The sequence below is a fragment of the Thioalkalivibrio sp. ALE14 genome, from assembly GCF_000376845.1.
Lineage (GTDB): Bacteria > Pseudomonadota > Gammaproteobacteria > Ectothiorhodospirales > Ectothiorhodospiraceae > Thioalkalivibrio.
The window spans coordinates 248,483-264,312 of record NZ_AQXY01000029.1 but is presented as its reverse complement, the minus strand read 5'-3'; the positions used below and the strand labels follow the sequence as shown (position 1 = coordinate 264,312).

16 protein-coding genes are annotated in these 15,830 nt (G+C 66.8%); 12 read left to right on the top strand and 4 right to left on the bottom strand.

All coding sequences use genetic code 11. The annotated features are described in order from the left end of the window. Positions 1–48 precede the first annotated feature (48 nt). The 6 genes from infB (at position 49) to F572_RS0110675 (ending at position 7,549) form a co-directional block, all read left to right on the top strand. Complete coding sequence (gene infB / locus F572_RS0110700; RefSeq protein WP_017941336.1) at positions 49–2,805, top strand: translation initiation factor IF-2; 2,757 nt, start codon at positions 49–51, stop codon at positions 2,803–2,805. Then, complete coding sequence (gene rbfA, locus F572_RS0110695; RefSeq protein ID WP_017941335.1) at positions 2,805–3,281, top strand: 30S ribosome-binding factor RbfA; 477 nt, start codon at positions 2,805–2,807, stop codon at positions 3,279–3,281. The genes infB and rbfA overlap by 1 nt, the downstream gene beginning before the upstream one ends. A 31-nt stretch (positions 3,282–3,312) precedes the next feature. Next, a complete protein-coding gene (gene truB / locus F572_RS0110690) occupies positions 3,313–4,272 on the top strand; it encodes a tRNA pseudouridine(55) synthase TruB (RefSeq protein ID WP_017941334.1) in 960 nt (319 codons plus the stop codon). Between the two features lie 112 nt (positions 4,273–4,384). Then, on the top strand, positions 4,385–4,654 hold the full coding sequence (rpsO, locus tag F572_RS0110685; RefSeq protein WP_017941333.1) for a 30S ribosomal protein S15: 270 nt from the start codon (positions 4,385–4,387) through the stop codon (positions 4,652–4,654). 122 nt (positions 4,655–4,776) lie between these two features. Next, entirely contained in the window at positions 4,777–6,864 is a 2,088-nt protein-coding gene (gene pnp / locus F572_RS0110680; RefSeq protein WP_017941332.1) for a polyribonucleotide nucleotidyltransferase, read from the top strand. A gap of 67 nt (positions 6,865–6,931) precedes the next feature. Then, positions 6,932–7,549 (top strand): class I SAM-dependent methyltransferase, encoded by a 618-nt coding sequence (locus F572_RS0110675; protein WP_017941331.1) that lies wholly within the window; start codon positions 6,932–6,934, stop codon positions 7,547–7,549. Between the two features lie 321 nt (positions 7,550–7,870). On the opposite strand, the gene F572_RS0110670 is transcribed toward F572_RS0110675, so the two are convergent. Beyond that, complete coding sequence (locus tag F572_RS0110670; protein ID WP_017941330.1) at positions 7,871–8,149, bottom strand: hypothetical protein; 279 nt, start codon at positions 8,147–8,149, stop codon at positions 7,871–7,873. Between the two features lie 111 nt (positions 8,150–8,260). Between F572_RS0110670 and F572_RS0110665 the strand changes: the two genes are divergently transcribed. Further along, on the top strand, positions 8,261–9,709 hold the full coding sequence (locus F572_RS0110665; RefSeq protein WP_017941329.1) for a circularly permuted type 2 ATP-grasp protein: 1,449 nt from the start codon (positions 8,261–8,263) through the stop codon (positions 9,707–9,709). 1 nt (position 9,710) lies between these two features. Further along, a complete protein-coding gene (locus F572_RS0110660) occupies positions 9,711–10,670 on the top strand; it encodes an alpha-E domain-containing protein (protein WP_038034292.1) in 960 nt (319 codons plus the stop codon). Between the two features lie 39 nt (positions 10,671–10,709). On the opposite strand, the gene F572_RS0110655 is transcribed toward F572_RS0110660, so the two are convergent. Continuing rightward, a complete protein-coding gene (locus F572_RS0110655; protein WP_017941327.1) occupies positions 10,710–11,534 on the bottom strand; it encodes a proteasome-type protease in 825 nt (274 codons plus the stop codon). A 163-nt stretch (positions 11,535–11,697) separates the two neighbouring features. Between F572_RS0110655 and F572_RS0110650 the strand changes: the two genes are divergently transcribed. After that, the gene (locus F572_RS0110650; protein ID WP_017941326.1) at positions 11,698–12,294 is read left to right on the top strand and encodes a histidine phosphatase family protein; all 597 of its coding nucleotides are present in this window, start codon (positions 11,698–11,700) and stop codon (positions 12,292–12,294) included. Between the two features lie 75 nt (positions 12,295–12,369). Next, positions 12,370–12,960 carry a histidine phosphatase family protein gene (locus F572_RS0110645; protein WP_017941325.1) on the top strand — a complete coding sequence of 197 codons (591 nt, stop codon included), beginning with the start codon at positions 12,370–12,372 and terminating at the stop codon, positions 12,958–12,960. Positions 12,961–13,059: 99 nt separating this feature from the next. On the opposite strand, the gene F572_RS0110640 is transcribed toward F572_RS0110645, so the two are convergent. After that, a complete protein-coding gene (locus tag F572_RS0110640; protein WP_017941324.1) occupies positions 13,060–13,509 on the bottom strand; it encodes a host attachment protein in 450 nt (149 codons plus the stop codon). A 223-nt stretch (positions 13,510–13,732) separates the two neighbouring features. Here F572_RS0110640 and F572_RS0110635 point away from each other — a divergent pair, with 223 nt between their 5' ends. Continuing rightward, positions 13,733–14,770: a DUF21 domain-containing protein gene (locus F572_RS0110635; RefSeq protein WP_017941323.1), complete on the top strand. Its 1,038-nt coding sequence runs from the start codon at positions 13,733–13,735 to the stop codon at positions 14,768–14,770. Positions 14,771–14,796: 26 nt separating this feature from the next. Continuing rightward, positions 14,797–15,378, top strand: a complete 582-nt coding sequence (locus F572_RS0110630) for a GNAT family N-acetyltransferase (RefSeq protein WP_017941322.1) — start codon at positions 14,797–14,799, stop codon at positions 15,376–15,378. A gap of 24 nt (positions 15,379–15,402) precedes the next feature. Here F572_RS0110630 and F572_RS0110625 read toward each other — a convergent pair whose 3' ends face one another. Next, complete coding sequence (locus tag F572_RS0110625; RefSeq protein WP_017941321.1) at positions 15,403–15,792, bottom strand: YajD family HNH nuclease; 390 nt, start codon at positions 15,790–15,792, stop codon at positions 15,403–15,405. Between the last annotated feature and the right edge of the window lie 38 nt (positions 15,793–15,830).

The following is a 15,830-nucleotide window of genomic DNA, read 5'->3' as shown; positions in this document are numbered from 1 at the left end:
GTACGACCCCGTATCACAGGCTGTCGGTTGGCCTGAAAAGAATCTGGAATGGAGGTAGGCGCCATGGCGCAAATGACAGTGCAGCAATTCGCGGAATCGGTGGGGACGCCGGTTGACCGCCTCATGGTCCAGCTCAAGGAGGCGGGCGTCGAGGTTGATGGCCCCGAGGCGGCGATCACCGACGCGGAAAAGCGCAAGCTGCTCGATCACCTCCGCCAGTCGCACGGCGAGGGTGGCGAATCCGGACGCGTGACGCTGAAGCGCCGTACCCAGGCGCAGACCCTCAAGGTCAGTTCCGGGCAGGGGCGTTCCAAGACGGTCAACGTCGAAGTTCGCAAGAAGCGCACGCTGAAACGCAAGCCGACCGAGGCACAGCCGGAGGCGCCGGTGGAAGAAGCCCCGGCCGCCGAGGAACAGGCGCCGGCACCGGAGGCTCCGGAAGAGACGCGTGCCGCCACCCCGACGGAAGAGCCGGCTGCCGAGGCCCCGGTTGAGGAAACTCCGGCGGCCGAAGAGCCGCCCGTCGAGGAGCCGGAGGCCGAGACGCCGGCCGAGCCGGAGCCCGAGGTTGCCGAGGAGGCACCGGCCGAAGAGCCCGCGCCGGAACCGGAGCCCGAGGCGCCGGCCAAGCCGAAGCGCCCGCTGAGCCGGACCGAGCAGCTGGCGCTGCAGGTCGAAGCCGAACGCGAGGCCCAGCGCAAGGCATCCGAGGCCCGCAAGCAGGAGGCGGCCGAGCGCGAGGAGCGCCAGAAGCGCCGGCAGAAGGAGCTGGAGGCCCAGGAGGCCAAGCGCGAGAAGGAAGAACAGGCAAGGCTGGAACGCGAGGCCGCAGCCCGGCAGGCCGCACCGGCCGCCGCACCGGCGGCACCGGCGGGTGATGCCAAGGCCGGCAAGGGTGCTCGCAAGGGCGGCCGCAAGGATGACCGCAAGGAACTTCACGTGGCCGGCGACCGTCGTGGCCGTCGCAAGAAGGGCGAAGGCCGCAAGGCCCAGTCCGCCGCGGCCCAGGCGGTAACCAGCAAGCATGGTTTCGCCAAACCCACCGCGCCGGTGGTGCGGGATGTCGAGGTGCCGGAAACCATTACCGTGGCCGATCTGGCCCAGGCGATGGCGATCAAGGCCCCTCAGCTCATCAAGGCACTGATGGGCATGGGCGTGATGGCGACCATCAACCAGTCCATCGATCAGGACACCGCGATGCTGGTGGTCGAGGAGATGGGGCATAACCCGATCGCCGCGAAGGAGACCTCGGTCGAGGACGAGATCGATACCGGTCTCGAGCAGAACGCCGAAGCCAAGGCGCGCCCGCCGGTGGTGACCGTGATGGGGCATGTCGACCACGGCAAGACCTCGTTGCTGGACTACATCCGCAAGGAGAAGGTCGCTTCCGGCGAGGCGGGCGGGATTACCCAGCACATCGGCGCCTACCATGTGAAGAACAATCACGACGGCGTGACCTTCCTGGATACACCGGGGCATGCGGCGTTCACCGCCATGCGTGCCCGTGGTGCCCAGTCCACGGATATCGTGATCCTGGTGGTGGCCGCGGATGATGGCGTGATGCCGCAGACCATCGAGGCGATCCAGCATGCGAAGGCGGCTGGCGTGCCCGTTGTCGTCGCGGTCAACAAGGTCGACAAGCCGGAGGCCGAACCGGACCGGGTCATGAACGAGCTGGCCCAGCACGAAGTGATCCCGGAGGCCTGGGGCGGCGATACTCAGTTCATCCATGTCTCCGCCCATACCGGCCAGGGGATCGACGAACTGCTGGAGGCCCTGGGCCTGCAGGCCGAGGTGATGGAACTGAAGGCCCCGGACGAGGGTCCGGCCCGTGGCGTGGTGATCGAATCGCGTCTGGAGAAGGGGCGTGGCCCGGTGGCGACCATCCTGGTGCAGTCCGGCAAGCTCAAGCACGGTGACATCCTGCTTTCGGGCAAGGAGTACGGTCGCGTGCGGGCAATGTTCGACGACACCGGCGCGGCGGTGAAGGAAGTCGGTCCGTCGATGCCGGTGGAGGTCCTCGGCCTCTCCGGCGTGCCGGAGGCGGGCGACGAGGTCCTGGTGGTCGCGGACGACAAGACGGCCCGCGAGGTGGCCGAGCACCGTGACACCAAGCAGCGCGAGCGCAAGCTGGCCGCGCAGCAGGCGGCCAAGCTGGAGAACATCTTCAACCAGATGCAGGAAGGCGAGATCGCCACCGTGAACATCCTCATCAAGGCGGATGTGCAGGGATCGGCCGAGGCGCTGCGCGAGTCGCTGGTCAAGCTGTCGACCGACGAGGTCCGGGTGAAGGTGGTGTCCGCCGGTGTGGGCGGGATCTCCGAGTCCGACATGAACCTGGCGATGGCCTCCGAGGCAATCGTGATCGCGTTCAACGTGCGTGCCGATGCGGGTGCCAAGCGCCTGGCGGCCGAGAACGAGATCGACGTGCGCTATTACTCGGTGATCTACGAGGCCATCGACGACGTGAAACAGGCGCTGTCCGGCCTGTTGTCGGCGGAGATCCGCGAAGAGGTTATCGGCCTGGCCGAGGTGCGCGACGTGTTCAAGGCCTCGGGCTTTGGCCAGGTCGCGGGCTGCCTGGTGGTCGAGGGCTCGGTCAAGCGCGGCAACCCGATTCGCGTGCTGCGCGACAATGTCGTGATCTACGAGGGCGAGCTGGAGAGCCTGCGTCGCTTCAAGGAGGACGTGAACGAGGTCAAGGCGGGTACCGAGTGCGGTATCGCGGTGAAGAACTACAACGACGTGAAGGCGGGTGACCAGATCGAGGTCTTCCAGCGCGTCGAGGTGGCCCGGACGCTCTGATGCCTGCAAACCGCGACTTCCATCGTTCGGACCGGGTCGGCGAGCAGATCCAGCGCGAGCTGGCCGAGCTGATCCGCATGGAGGTCAAGGACCCGCGCGTGGGGATGATTACCCTGGCGGGTGTCGAGGTCTCGCGGGATCTCGCTCACGCCCGGGTGTTCTTTACCCAGCTGGAGGGTGCCGAGAAGGGCCAGGAGGCGCAGAAAGGGCTGAACAATGCGGCCGGCTTCCTGCGCCGGGCGCTCGGCCAGCGCATGCGGCTGCGCTCGGTGCCCCAGCTACGCTTTGTCTACGACGACACCCCGGAGCGTGGCGCCCATCTGTCGTCCCTGATCGATCGGGCGCTGGCCGAGGATCGGGCGCATCACGCGCACGATTCCGAGTCTCCGGAGGAAGGCGGCGTGGATGACGGGGCCGAGGACGACGGGGCCGAGGAAGATCGCGGGTCGGACCGGGGGCCGGAACGCGGGGCCTGAGCCCGGGCGTCTCCGGTTGAGTGACTTCCACATGGCGGGCAAGCGGCGCGAGGTCGACGGCATCCTGTTGCTGGACAAGCCGCGGGGGCGCAGTTCCAACCAGGCGCTGGGCCGGGTCAAGTATCTGCTGCAGGCGAAGAAGGCCGGTCACACCGGGGCACTGGACCCGCGGGCGACCGGCCTTCTGCCGTTGTGCTTCGGCCAGGCGACCAAGGTCTCCGGGTGGCTGCTGGACGCGGACAAGCGCTACGTCGCCGAGGCCCGTCTGGGGGTGGAGACCGACAGTGCCGATCTCGACGGCGCGGTGATCCGGGAGGCGGCCGTCCCCGCTATCGATCCGGCGACGCTGCGCGAACTGGAACAGCGCTTCAGCGGCGAGCAGGCGCAGGTGCCGCCCATGGTTTCGGCGCTGAAACATCAGGGCCGGCGGCTGTACGAACTCGCCCGCCAGGGCGTGGAGGTCGACCGGCCCCCGCGCGCGGTGCAGATCCATTCCCTCCACATCGAGCAGACGGCGCCGGATCGCCTGCGTCTGGAGGTGCACTGTTCGAAGGGGACCTACATCCGCTCGCTGGTCGCCGACATGGGTCATGCACTGGGTTGTGGCGCGGCGGTGGATACCCTGCACCGCGTGGGGCACGGTCACTTCGATGCGTCCGCGATGGTTTCGCTGGAGGCGATCGAGGCGGCCTTCGAGGCAGGTGGTGCACCCGCGATCGAGGCGCTGCTGCAACCCGCGGAGACGGCGCTGGCGCACTGGCCGGCCGTGACCCTGGATGCCGCCGCCAGCGCCGCGATGCGGCATGGCAACGCGGCGGCCGACACGGCGGTGATCGGGGCGTTGCCGGGAGCGCCCGATGCGCCGAACGAGGCCGAAACCGGCTGGCCGCTGGTGCGGGTGTTTGATCCCGATGGGCGGTTCCTGGCCGTAGGGGTGCGCGACGACCAGGGGCAGGTTCGCGCGCGGCGTCTGTTCGTCCCGGCGGCCTGAACCGGCCGGGTTGTTTTCTGTTCATGCCGGCGCGCGGCGTGCTACCATTACGCGCCTATCGCCAGCGCCACTGGTCGATTAACGGTCTAGAAATCTCAGGAGTCAGGTTTTCATGTCGCTCACTACCGAAGAAAAATCGGCCATCGTCGAGAAGCACAAGCGCGATGCCAACGACACCGGTTCGCCGGAGGTTCAGGTCGCGCTGCTGACGGCCCGCATCCAGCATCTGATGGGTCACTTCGACAAGCACAAGCAGGATCATCACTCGCGCCGCGGCCTGCTGAAGATGGTCAGCCAGCGTCGCAAGCTGCTGACCTATCTCAAGCGCCACGACCAGGACCGCTATCAGGCCTTGGTCAAGGAGCTTGGGCTGCGCCGCTAAGGCCGGTACAACGGGCCCGCGCCACTGGTGCGGGCCCGTTCGCTTTCGGGCCTGCGCAAGCGGGTCGCGGAGGCCAGAATTCAGGCATTACAGTCGTCAGAACACGGGAAACGGGAAAAAACGTGGCATACAAGAAGTCATTCCAGTACGGAAACCATACCGTCACCTTCGAGACCGGTGACATCGCCCGCCAGGCCAGTGGCGCCGTCCTCGTCAACATGGCCGAGACCGTGGTCCTGGTCACCGTGGTCGCCCGCAAGGATGCCGACCCGGGGCGCGACTTTTTCCCCCTGACCGTGAACTACCAGGAACGCACCTACGCGGCCGGCAAAATCCCCGGTGGTTTCTTCAAACGCGAAGGGCGTCCGAGCGAGAAGGAAACCCTGACCTGCCGTCTGATCGATCGCCCGATCCGTCCGCTGTTCCCCGAGGGGTTCAAGAACGAGACCCAGGTGGTCGCGACGGTGATGTCGATCAACCCCGAGGTGGATCCCGACATCCCCGCGATGCTGGGGACCTCGGCGGCCCTGGCACTGTCCGGCGTGCCGTTCGCGGGGCCCATTGGCGCCGCGCGTGTTGGCTACCGCGCCGGCGAGTACCTGCTGAACCCGACCTACAGCGCGCTCGATGAATCCGACCTCGACCTCGTCGTGGCCGGCACCGAAAACGCCGTGCTGATGGTGGAGTCCGAGGCCAATCAGCTTTCCGAAGAGGCGATGCTGGGTGCGGTGATGTTCGGCCACGAACAGATGCAGGCCGCGATCCAGGCGATCCGGGAACTGGCCTCCGAGGCGGGCAAGCCCGCCTGGGACTGGGAGCCGCCGGTGTCCATCGAGTCGCTGGAAGATCAGGTCAAGGGCGTGGTTGGCGACGAGCTGGTCGAGGCCTACCAGATCGCCGAGAAGCAGGCGCGCACCCAGCGCATCGGTGAGCTGCGCGGCAAGGCCGTGGAGGCGCTGGCCAGCGAGGAAGAATCCGGGCCCAGCGCGGATGACGTGAAGACCGCTTTCCACGATCTCGAGTACCGCCTGGTGCGTGATCGCATCCTGGACGGCAACCCGCGCATTGATGGCCGCGACACGAAGACCGTGCGTCCGATTACCGTGAACACGGGCGTGCTGCCGCGTGCACATGGCTCCGCGGTTTTCACCCGCGGTGAGACGCAGGCGCTGGTGGTCGCGACCCTCGGGACCGACCGCGACGCCCAGGTCATTGACGCCCTGGAAGGCGAGCGCCGCGACCGCTTCATGCTGCACTACAACTTCCCGCCCTACTGCACCGGCGAGACGGGCTTTGTCGGCACGCCCAAGCGCCGCGAGATCGGCCACGGGCGCCTCGCCAAGCGCGGGGTGCAGGCGGTGATGCCGAACGAGACCGACTTCCCCTACGTGATCCGCGTGGTTTCCGAGATCACCGAATCCAACGGCTCCAGCTCGATGGCCTCTGTCTGCGGCACCTCGCTGGCGCTGATGGATGCCGGCGTGCCGCTGAAGGCCCCGGTCGCGGGCATCGCGATGGGTCTGATCAAGGAAGGCGACCGCTTCGCGGTGCTCTCCGACATCCTGGGCGACGAGGACCATCTCGGTGACATGGACTTCAAGGTCGCCGGGACCTCGGACGGGGTCACCGCGCTGCAGATGGACATCAAGATCGACGGGATCACCCGCGAGATCATGGAGCAGGCGCTGGCCCAGGCCCGCGAGGGCCGGATGCATATCCTCGGCTGCATGAACGAGGCGCTGCCGCGCCACCGTGAAGAGATGTCGTCGCACGCGCCGCGCTTTATCACCATGAAGATCAACCCGGACAAGATCCGCGACGTGATCGGCAAGGGCGGGGCGACCATCCGCGCCCTGACCGAGGAGACCGGCGCGAGCATCGACATCCAGGACGACGGTACCGTGAAGGTGGCCTCCACCGACCAGGCCGCCGGGCTCGAGGCCAAGCGCCGGATCGAGGAGCTGACCGCGGATATCGAAGTCGGGCGTCAGTACACCGGCAAGGTCGCGAAGATCATGGACTTCGGGGCGTTCGTCTCGATCCTGCCGGGCCGCGACGGCCTGGTGCATATCTCGCAGATCTCCGACGAGCGGGTCGAGAACGTGGGGGACTTCCTCTCCGAGGGGGACTCCGTCACCGTGCGCGTCCTGGAAGTGGACAAGCAGGGGCGCATTCGCCTGAGCATGAAGGCGGTCGAACCGGAGTCCTGATCGGACTCGTTTCGTTCACGGGCACCGGATCGCGGTGCCTGGCCATTCAGATTCGGGACGCTTGGGCATGGATCTCGTCAGTATTCGCAAGAGTTACCGGCGCTACGCACGGCATTACGACGCGACGTTCGGACGGGTGTTCGCGACCGGGCGTGCGAGTGCACAGGAAACCTTGGCACCGCTTTCCGGCAAGCGCATCCTCGAAGTCGGGGTCGGGACCGGCATTTCGCTCCCGGATTATCCGGACGACTGCGAGGTCGTCGGGATCGACGTGTCCCGGGAGATGCTCGATGTGGCCCGCGGCCGCCTGAACGGCGGCCTTCCCGCCGTGTCGGGGCTGTGCGAGATGGACGCGGAACAACTGGGCTTCGCCGATGAAAGCTTTGACGCGGTGGTGGCGATGTACGTGGCCACCGTCGTGCCCAATCCCGATGCCCTGTTCGCCGAGATGTGGCGGGTCTGCCGCCCGGGTGGGCGGCTGCTGGTGGTCAACCACTTTGCCTCGCAGCAATGGCTGCTGCGGGGCTTCGAGCGTTGCCTGCGCCCGCTCTCCAAGGCCGTCGGTTTCCGCCCGGACATGGAATACGAGGACTTCGTCCGCGTGACGGGGCAGGAACCCTGCATGGTCGCGCCGGCCAGCCTGTTCGGGTACTGGAAGCAGGTCGAATTCCGCAAGCCCGCCTGAACGTCGTTCCTCGCAGGGCGCCGCCAGAGCGCCGTCAATGCAGGGCCGCGCAGGGGCCGACCACGAGATTGCCACGGCCCCTGCGGGGCCTCGCAATGACGAGGATCCGAGCACCGTCATCGCGAGGCGCGCAGCGCCGTGGCGATCTCCATGGAGCGCCCCGACGCCGGAGGGGACAAATGCCGGGGTTCCGTCAGAAGGGTCCTCCCTGCGCGCGCCCTTCAGGCCGATCTGCGGCTGTTCAACGCGCGTCGCGCTTTGGTGTCACGGTCCCCTGGCGGGACCTGGTGATGACGGTGTTTGTGGTAGTCGCGCCGGCAGTCAGCGGCGTGTGAACAGCGGCAGCTCGTGGCGCCGGGCATTGGCCGCGATGAAGCGGCCCCGCCCGCCCAGTTCCCGGTCCAGGGCCGCCTGTTGGGTCGAGGCCTCGCCGATGAGGGTCGCGAGGAAGACCTCGAGTTCGCGGCCATCCACCCGAAGATCGCCAAAGGGGGAGCCGTCCGCCGCCGGCTGCCAGAACAGGCGCGGTTGCCAGTTGCAGCCCTGGATCTTCGGGTGGTGGTACAGCTCGATCAGCCGTTGTTCGAGTGCGTCGGACATGGGAACCTCGGTTGGGGCATGGTGGACGAAAGCCTGTAGCCCTTTCGCCCGTTGTCGCGAAAAGGCGTTACTGTAGAGGAACCCCGCCCACCGCGTCAGAGGACCCGACGAATGGCCATCGACTGGAAGCGCTATGACCCCGCCCCGTTCTACGACGAACTGATCAATAAGCCCGGCAAGCCGCGCGGGCCGGGCAAGGCGCTGGCGGAATACCTGGCCTCGCTGGACGAGGGGGAGATCCACAGCCGCAAGCAGGCCGCGGACAGTGCGATCCTCGAGATGGGCATCAGCTTCACGGTCTATACCGAGGGCGAGAACATCGACCGCGCCTGGCCGTTCGACATCATTCCCCGGGTGATCGCGCGCAAGGAGTGGGACCAGGTCTCGGCCGGGCTGGAACAGCGCCTGAACGCGCTGAACCTGTTCATCGACGACATCTACAACGAGCAGCGGATCTTCCAGGACAAGGTGATCCCGCGCTATGTGCTGAACCAGTCGAAGAATTTCCGCGAGCAGTGCATCGGGATCAAGCCCCCGCAGGGCGTCTGGGCGCACATCTGCGGCAGCGACCTGGTGCGCGACGGATCGGGGCAGTTCTATGTCCTGGAGGACAACCTGCGCGTGCCTTCCGGGGTCTCCTACATGCTGGAGAACCGGCAGGTCACCAAGCGCGTGTTCCCGGAGATGTTCGAGAGTTCCAGCATCCTGCCGGTGGATGAATACCCCACCCAGCTGTTCGACATGCTGGCGTCGATCTCGCCGCGCCCGCAGGACTACCCGGAGATCGCGGTGCTGACCCCCGGCATCTACAACTCCGCGTACTTCGAGCACTCCTTCCTTGCCCAGCGCATGGGGGCCGAGCTGGTGGAGGGCGCGGACCTGGTGGTCGGGGACGACGACTGCGTCTACATGCGGACCATCGACGGCCTGGAGCGCGTCGACGTGATCTACCGCCGCATCGACGACGAGTTCCTCGACCCGGAGGTCTTCAACCCCGACTCGATGCTCGGCGTGCCCGGCCTGATGCGCGCCTGGCGCCAGGGCAATGTGGGACTGGCCAACGCCCCCGGCGCGGGCGTGGCCGACGACAAGGTGATGTATGCCTACGTCCCGGACATCATTCGCTACTACCTGGACCAGGAGCCGATCATCCCCAACGTGCCGACCTATCTCTGTGTGAACGAGAAGGACCGCGCCTACGTGCTGGACCACCTCGACGAGCTGGTGGTCAAGCCGGCCAACGAGTCCGGCGGTTACGGCATGCTGGTGGGCCCGCACGCGACCAAGAAGCAGCGGGCCGAGTTTGCCCAGCTGATCAAGAAGGACCCGCGCAACTACATCGCCCAGCCGACGCTGGATCTGTCCGTGGCCCCGACCCTGTGCGGTGACGAGATCGAGCCGCGCCATCTGGACCTGCGCCCGTTCATCCTCCAGGGGGTGCGCACCGACGTGACCGCCGGCGGGCTGACGCGCGTGGCCATGCGCAAGGGCTCGCTGGTGGTGAACTCCTCGCAGGGCGGGGGCAGCAAGGACACCTGGATCGTGGACGAGGAGAACTGAGATGCTCTCGAGAGTCGCCGAACGCGTTTACTGGATGGCGCGCTATGTCGAGCGCGCCGAGAATACGGCACGCATGGTCACGGCCTTCAATCTGTTGGCGCTGGACATGCCGAAATCGGTGCAGGTGTCGTGGAAGGGCCTGGTGGAGGTCACCGGCAACGAGGGCCTGTTCGACAATCACTATCAGCGGGACGATGAACGCAATTGTGTGAAATTCCTGCTGGCGGATGCCGACAACCCGAGTTCGGTGCTCAACTCCCTGCGGGCGGCGCGCGAGAATGTGCGTACCACCCGCGACCTGGTTCCCTCCGAGGCGTGGGAGGTGATGAACGAGCTGTACCTGTTCGCCCGTGACCATATCGATCAGGGCATCGGCAAGCGCGGCCGGTTCGAGTTTCTCTCCGAGGTGGTTCAGCGCTGCCAGACCCTGACGGGGCTGCTGGCCGGCACCATGAGTCATGATGCGGCCTATGACTTCATCCGCCTGGGGCGCAATCTGGAGCGGGCCGATATGTCCACTCGGCATGTCGATGTGGGCGCACTCAAGCTCCTGAAAAAGGACGGCGAGGATCCCGAACCCTACGAGGGACTGCTATGGACCAGCATCCTGCGCTCGGGGAGTGGCTTTCAGATGTACCGCCAGCATGTGAAGCGGCGGATCAACGGTGTGGACGTGGTGCGGTTTCTGCTGCAGGACACCGCCTTCCCGCGTTCGGTGACCCATGCCCTGACCCAGGTGCAGGATGCGCTGGAGAAGCTGCCACGCAACGAACTGCCGCTGCGTCTGGTGATCCAGGCGCGCCGCCACGCCTCCAGTGCGCATGTGGAGGAACTGATCGCGGAAGACGGCCTGCATGCCTTCATGGATGTGCTGCAGCGGGATATCGGGGATATCCACGCTGCGAACGTGGAGACCTGGTTCCGGATCGCGCCGGCGCAAACCCAGAGTCAGGCGGCATAGGGAGGTACTGGATGGATCGTGGGTGACGCTGCGATCCGTTCAGCGGCGGGACTTTTTCGGCTTGCCCGAAGAGGATGCGGCCGACTTGCCGGATCCGCGGCTGACGCGGGTCCCGCGCTGTTTGCGCGCGTGGGCGGACTCCCAGTCGAAGCGGGGCAGGTCGGTGAAGGCCTTCTTGATGTTGGTGTCCCAGGCCTGGGTGAGCGAGCGCAGGTAGGCGTCGTCGGTCTCCAGGCACAGGTAATGGTCGAAGGTCAGGGTGCCCCGCTCGTAGACCATTACCTCGATCGGCGGGCCCACGGTCAGGTTCGAGCGGATGGTCGAGTCGATGGAGACCAGGGCGCAGCGCGCCGCATCACCCAGCGGGGTGGCCGGTTCGATGATGCGATCCAGGATCGGCTTGCCGTACTTGCTCTCGCCGATCTGCAAAAAGCGCGTCTGCTGCGAGGTGGTGATGTAGTTGCCCTGGGGATAGACGAGGAAGATCGCCGGGGCGTCGTCGCCGATCTGGCCCCCGATGATCAGCGTGGCCTCGGCCTTGATGCCGGAGCGGGACAATGCCTCGGAGTGCTTCTCCGCTTCCTCGCGGTTGAGCCGTCCGAGGTATTCGGCGGCATCCGACATGCGTTCCACCGTTGCCAGGCTTTCCTCGGCGCCTTCCTCCATGTCGCGCTTGAGTTGTTGCACCACCGACTGCGTGGTGGCCAGATTGCCCGCGGCGAGGACCACGAAGACCCGTTGCCCCTCGATTTCGAAGGTGTGCATCTTGCTGTAGGTGCTCACCTGGTCCACGCCCGCGTTGGTGCGGGAGTCGGAGGCGAAGACGAGGCCGTCGTCCAGATCGATGGCGACACAGTAGGTCATGGGGGCGCGGGTTTCCGGGCAAGGCAGTGACGGCATACTAGGGCTGGGGTCGGGGGGCGTCAACGCGGCGCAGCGTTGAGCCCTGCCGGCGAATGCACCGAACCGGTGCCCCCGAACGGTGGTCTGTTACGGCATTGGACCCCCATTCCTCGAGGAGATTGCGATGTTCCGGTCGGGCCTGTGGCTGTTGCTGATCCTGCTGTTTCTGCCCTCGGTGGCTGGGGCCGATGCCCTTGAGCCCGACGCCCTGATCGAGCGCATGCAGGCCGGCGGGCTGGTGATCTACTGGCGCCACGCGGCCACGGATCGCAGCCGCCGTGACCGGGACCTCAGCGACATGAGTCGCTGCGAACTGCAGCGCAATCTGGACGACGGCGGGCGCGAACAGGCACGTCGGGTGGGCGAGGGGTTCGAACGCCACGCGATCCCGGTGGAGCGCATCCTGAGCTCGGCGTTCTGCCGCAATATCGATACCGCCCGGATCGCCTTCGGTGAGGACTCCTGGGATGTGCGGGACGATCTGTTCAACGTGCCGCCGGTACGTGACCGCCAGCGTCAGCAGGCCCTGGTGGGCGCCCTGCGGGACTACCTCGTGACACCGCCGGAGGATGGCGCAAAGAACGTGGTCATCGTGGGCCACAACATCAATCTGCAACGCGCCGCACGCGTGCGCATCGACGAGGGCGAGATCGCGGTGTTCGAGCCGGGCGGCGACAGGCCTCGTGTGATGGGCGTCCTTACCCCCGCGGATTTCGACTGACAGACGGCGGGCCCGGGCAGCGGCGCTGCGGCTCGTCTATCTAGGAGTCAGACGCGCACGTACCTGGAGGGCGGGATGCGAAGCATGATCGCGAGCGGGATGCTGGTGCTGTTGCTGGGGGGGTTCACCACGGTGAACGCCGACATGCTCGCGGCGGGCCCCCTGATCGAGCGGCTGCAGGCGGGCGGGCTCGTTGTCTACTGGCGGCATGCAGCGACAGATCGATCGCACGACGATTACGACCTGTCGGACATGGATGACTGCGAAGGGCAGCGTAACCTGAGCACGCGCGGACGAGAACAGGCGCGGCACGTAGGCAAGGGCTTCGAGCGTCACGCGATCCCGGTGGAGCAGGTGCTTTCGAGCGAGTTCTGCCGCAACTGGGAGACCGCCCACTACGGTTTCGGCGAATACGAGATCCGGACCGAACTCTACAACCTTCCCATCATTCGGGATGACGAACGCCGCGAGGATTTGGTCGAGGGCCTGCGGCGCCACCTGAACACACCGCCCGAGGACCCGCGCAAGAACATTGTCATCGTCGGTCACGACCTGAACCTGCGTCATGCCGCGGACGTAGAGATCGAGGAGGCCGAGATGGCCGTGTTCGAGCCACACGCCGATGGTCCGCGCCTGTTGGGGACGTTGCAGCCCGATGATCTGTAACCCTGCGAACCGGTGTCGGGCCAGCGCGGGTCATTGGCGGCCGGCCCGGCAGGGCCCCGGTCCCGCGAGGCAGGGCCGGGGCGGGGTCAACCGAGGGGCCTAGTAGAGGAAGTCGGGCAGGTGCTTGCGCAGGGTGGCAGCGTCGGTGGACTTGGTCACGTTCTTGGCGACCTCGGCACTGACGCTCTGTGCAACCGCCGGGTCCAGCATGTCGCGCAGAACCCCCAGGAATGCGGGGGCAGCGACGATCACCAGCTTCTTGAAGCTTCCGTTGTGGTAGGCGGACTTGAGGCGTTCGGCCACCTGGCGGGCAAAGCGGTTCCGCTCGTTGGCGGCGGGGTCGGTGCTGTCCTGCATGGCGTGGCGGGCATCACCGCTGGCACTGCTCCAGCTGCGCCCGGGGCGATCCGAGACAAGATCCTGATTGTGGGCGCGGGACTCGCTGTGCGAGAGCGTCTCGCTCTCGTGCATCCCCTGGCAGGCGCGGCCCTCGCAGGAAAAGATGCGGGCGCGCGCGGCATCGGCGACAACGATCCAGACAGTATCCATGCAGATCCTCCTGTGGCGTAGACGGTGGTCCCGCATGACCCGTTTTCGGGCCGCGGTGACCGCTGCGAGGCCGGCCCGGCAGGCACCGGCCCCATTTCCGAGTGTAGATGCTTTGCCGGGCTGCGGGGTGGGGTGGCCGGTAATGGATCGCGCGTTCCGTGCGGGCGCGCACGTACCGCCGCGCGCGGTACCCTGAACGTCTCTGCATGCCAAGGAAGACCCCATGAGCCTCCTGACCTGGCTGGGTATCCTCGTCTGCCTGTCTCAATCGGCGATCCTGTCCGGGCTCAATCTCGGGCTGTTCTCGCGCAGCAAGCTGGAGCTGGAGGTCGAGGCGCAGAAGGGCGATGCGCGCGCGGAACGCCTGCTGGCCCTGAGGGGGGATGCGAACTTCGCGCTGGTGACGATCCTGTGGGGCAATGTCGCCGTCAACGTCCTGCTGGCACTGCTGTCCGGATCGGTGATGGGGGGTGTGGCGGCGTTCCTGTTCTCCACCGTGGTGATCACGATCTTTGCCGAGATCCTGCCGCAGTCCTACTTTTCGCGGCACGCGCTCAAGGTGGCCGGGGCGCTTTATCCGCTGCTGCGTTTCTATCAGGTCCTGATGTATCCGGTGGCACGGCCCACGGCCTGGGTGCTGGACCGCTGGCTGGGCGGGGAGGAGATCCGCTTCTTCCCGGAGCGTGACCTGCACCACCTGATCGATCTGCACATGCAGGCCCACGGGAGCGAGATCACGCGCGTGGAAGGGCGCGGTGCGCGCAATTTCCTCGAGCTGGACGATATTCTGGTGCAGCACGAGGGCGAGGCCCTGGACCCGGACAGCGTGATCGCGCTCGATTTCGAGGACGGGCGTCCGGTATTCCCGGCAATCGAGCCCCGCACCGACGATCCGTTCCTGCGCCGTCTCAACCGGCCGGGGCGGAGCTGGACGGTCATCACCGACCCCGAGGGCGAGCCGCGCACGGTGATCCGGGTGGCGGAGTTTACCCGCGAAGCCCTGTTTGCCCCGGATCGCTTCGACCCCCACCATCTCTGTCACCACCCGCTGGTGGTGCACGATGCTGGCCGCCGTCTGGGAGGGCTGGTGCCGTATTTCAAGGTGCGACCGGCCAGCAGCGGCGATACGGTTGTCGGCGATGACGTGATACTGCTGTGGACCGACGACCAGCGCCGCATCCTGAGCGGGACCGACATCCTGGGACGACTGCTGCGGGGCGTGGGACGACCGGTGCCGGCGGAGACGCCCGGGCCGGCCTGACGAGGCGTTCGAGGAGTTCGAGACGAATGGAGTTCAGGACCGTCAGCGGCGCGGGGATCGCGCCCTACCTGGAAGACGTGGCGCGCCTGCGCATCGCGGTGTTCCGCGAGTGGCCGTATCTCTACGAGGGCAGCGCGGAGTACGAGGCGCGTTATTTGCAGGACTACGTGGACTGCCCGGACAGCACGCTGGTGCTGGCGCTGGACGGCGATCGGGTCGTCGGCGCCTCCACGGCGCTGCCGCTGGTCGCGGCCGAGCCGGAGTTCCAGGCACCGTTCCGCGCGCAGGGCCTGGACCCTGTCGCGTATTACTACCTCGCGGAGTCAGTGCTGGAGCCGGCGTTCCGCGGTCAGGGAGCCGGGCACCGGTTTTTCGACGAGCGCGAGGCAGCCGCCCGGCGCCTGGGATTTTCCCATGCCACTTTCTGCGCCGTGGTGCGTCCGGACGACCACCCGCGGCGCCCGCCCCGTTACCGCTCCCTGGACGGGTTCTGGGAGAAACGCGGCTATAGCCGCGCCGAGGGGGTGATTGGCTACTTCCCCTGGCCGGACATTGGCGAGGCGCAGGAAAGTCTCAAGCCATTGCAGTTCTGGTGGCGCCGGCTCTGACCCGGTCGTGGTCACTGGCGCCGGCTACGACTTCGAGGAGTCGCCGCCACCCTGTTCGTCATTCCCGCTGAGCAGGCCGGCCAGTCCGGCGAAGGGGTTGTGCGTGGCCGCGGTCCCGCTCGTCTTGCCGCTGCCCGGCGTGGCATCGGTGTAGCGCTGGTGTTCGTTGTCGTGGCAGTACAGGCACAGCAGCTCCCAGTTGCTGCCGTCGGCGGGGTTATTGTCGTGATTGTGGTCACGGTGGTGCACCGTCAATTCGCGCAGGTTGGCGCGGGTGAACTCCCGCCCGCAGCGCCCGCACACCCATGGATACATCTTCAGCGCCTGCTCGCGGTAGCCACGTTCGCGCTCCGCCTGGTCGCGCCGGCTGCGGGCAACCAGATTGTCCAGGCGATTGGGGGTCGATTGGCTCATGGGTCGTTCTCCAGAGATTGGATGGGTCCACCGTAGCG

What these genes read in the sequence shown, in the direction of transcription:
- infB (WP_017941336.1), top strand. Translation starts at nt 49, where the DNA reads ATGGAGGTAGGCGCCATGGCGCAAATGACAGTGCAGCAATTCGCGGAA.
- rbfA (WP_017941335.1), top strand. Translation starts at nt 2,805, where the DNA reads ATGCCTGCAAACCGCGACTTCCATCGTTCGGACCGGGTCGGCGAGCAG.
- truB (WP_017941334.1), top strand. Translation starts at nt 3,313, where the DNA reads ATGGCGGGCAAGCGGCGCGAGGTCGACGGCATCCTGTTGCTGGACAAG.
- rpsO (WP_017941333.1), top strand. Translation starts at nt 4,385, where the DNA reads ATGTCGCTCACTACCGAAGAAAAATCGGCCATCGTCGAGAAGCACAAG.
- F572_RS0110675 (WP_017941331.1), top strand. Translation starts at nt 6,932, where the DNA reads ATGGATCTCGTCAGTATTCGCAAGAGTTACCGGCGCTACGCACGGCAT.
- F572_RS0110670 (WP_017941330.1), bottom strand. Translation starts at nt 8,149, where the DNA reads ATGTCCGACGCACTCGAACAACGGCTGATCGAGCTGTACCACCACCCG.
- F572_RS0110665 (WP_017941329.1), top strand. Translation starts at nt 8,261, where the DNA reads ATGGCCATCGACTGGAAGCGCTATGACCCCGCCCCGTTCTACGACGAA.
- F572_RS0110660 (WP_038034292.1), top strand. Translation starts at nt 9,711, where the DNA reads ATGCTCTCGAGAGTCGCCGAACGCGTTTACTGGATGGCGCGCTATGTC.
- F572_RS0110655 (WP_017941327.1), bottom strand. Translation starts at nt 11,534, where the DNA reads ATGACCTACTGTGTCGCCATCGATCTGGACGACGGCCTCGTCTTCGCC.
- F572_RS0110650 (WP_017941326.1), top strand. Translation starts at nt 11,698, where the DNA reads ATGTTCCGGTCGGGCCTGTGGCTGTTGCTGATCCTGCTGTTTCTGCCC.
- F572_RS0110645 (WP_017941325.1), top strand. Translation starts at nt 12,370, where the DNA reads ATGCGAAGCATGATCGCGAGCGGGATGCTGGTGCTGTTGCTGGGGGGG.
- F572_RS0110640 (WP_017941324.1), bottom strand. Translation starts at nt 13,509, where the DNA reads ATGGATACTGTCTGGATCGTTGTCGCCGATGCCGCGCGCGCCCGCATC.
- F572_RS0110635 (WP_017941323.1), top strand. Translation starts at nt 13,733, where the DNA reads ATGAGCCTCCTGACCTGGCTGGGTATCCTCGTCTGCCTGTCTCAATCG.
- F572_RS0110630 (WP_017941322.1), top strand. Translation starts at nt 14,797, where the DNA reads ATGGAGTTCAGGACCGTCAGCGGCGCGGGGATCGCGCCCTACCTGGAA.
- F572_RS0110625 (WP_017941321.1), bottom strand. Translation starts at nt 15,792, where the DNA reads ATGAGCCAATCGACCCCCAATCGCCTGGACAATCTGGTTGCCCGCAGC.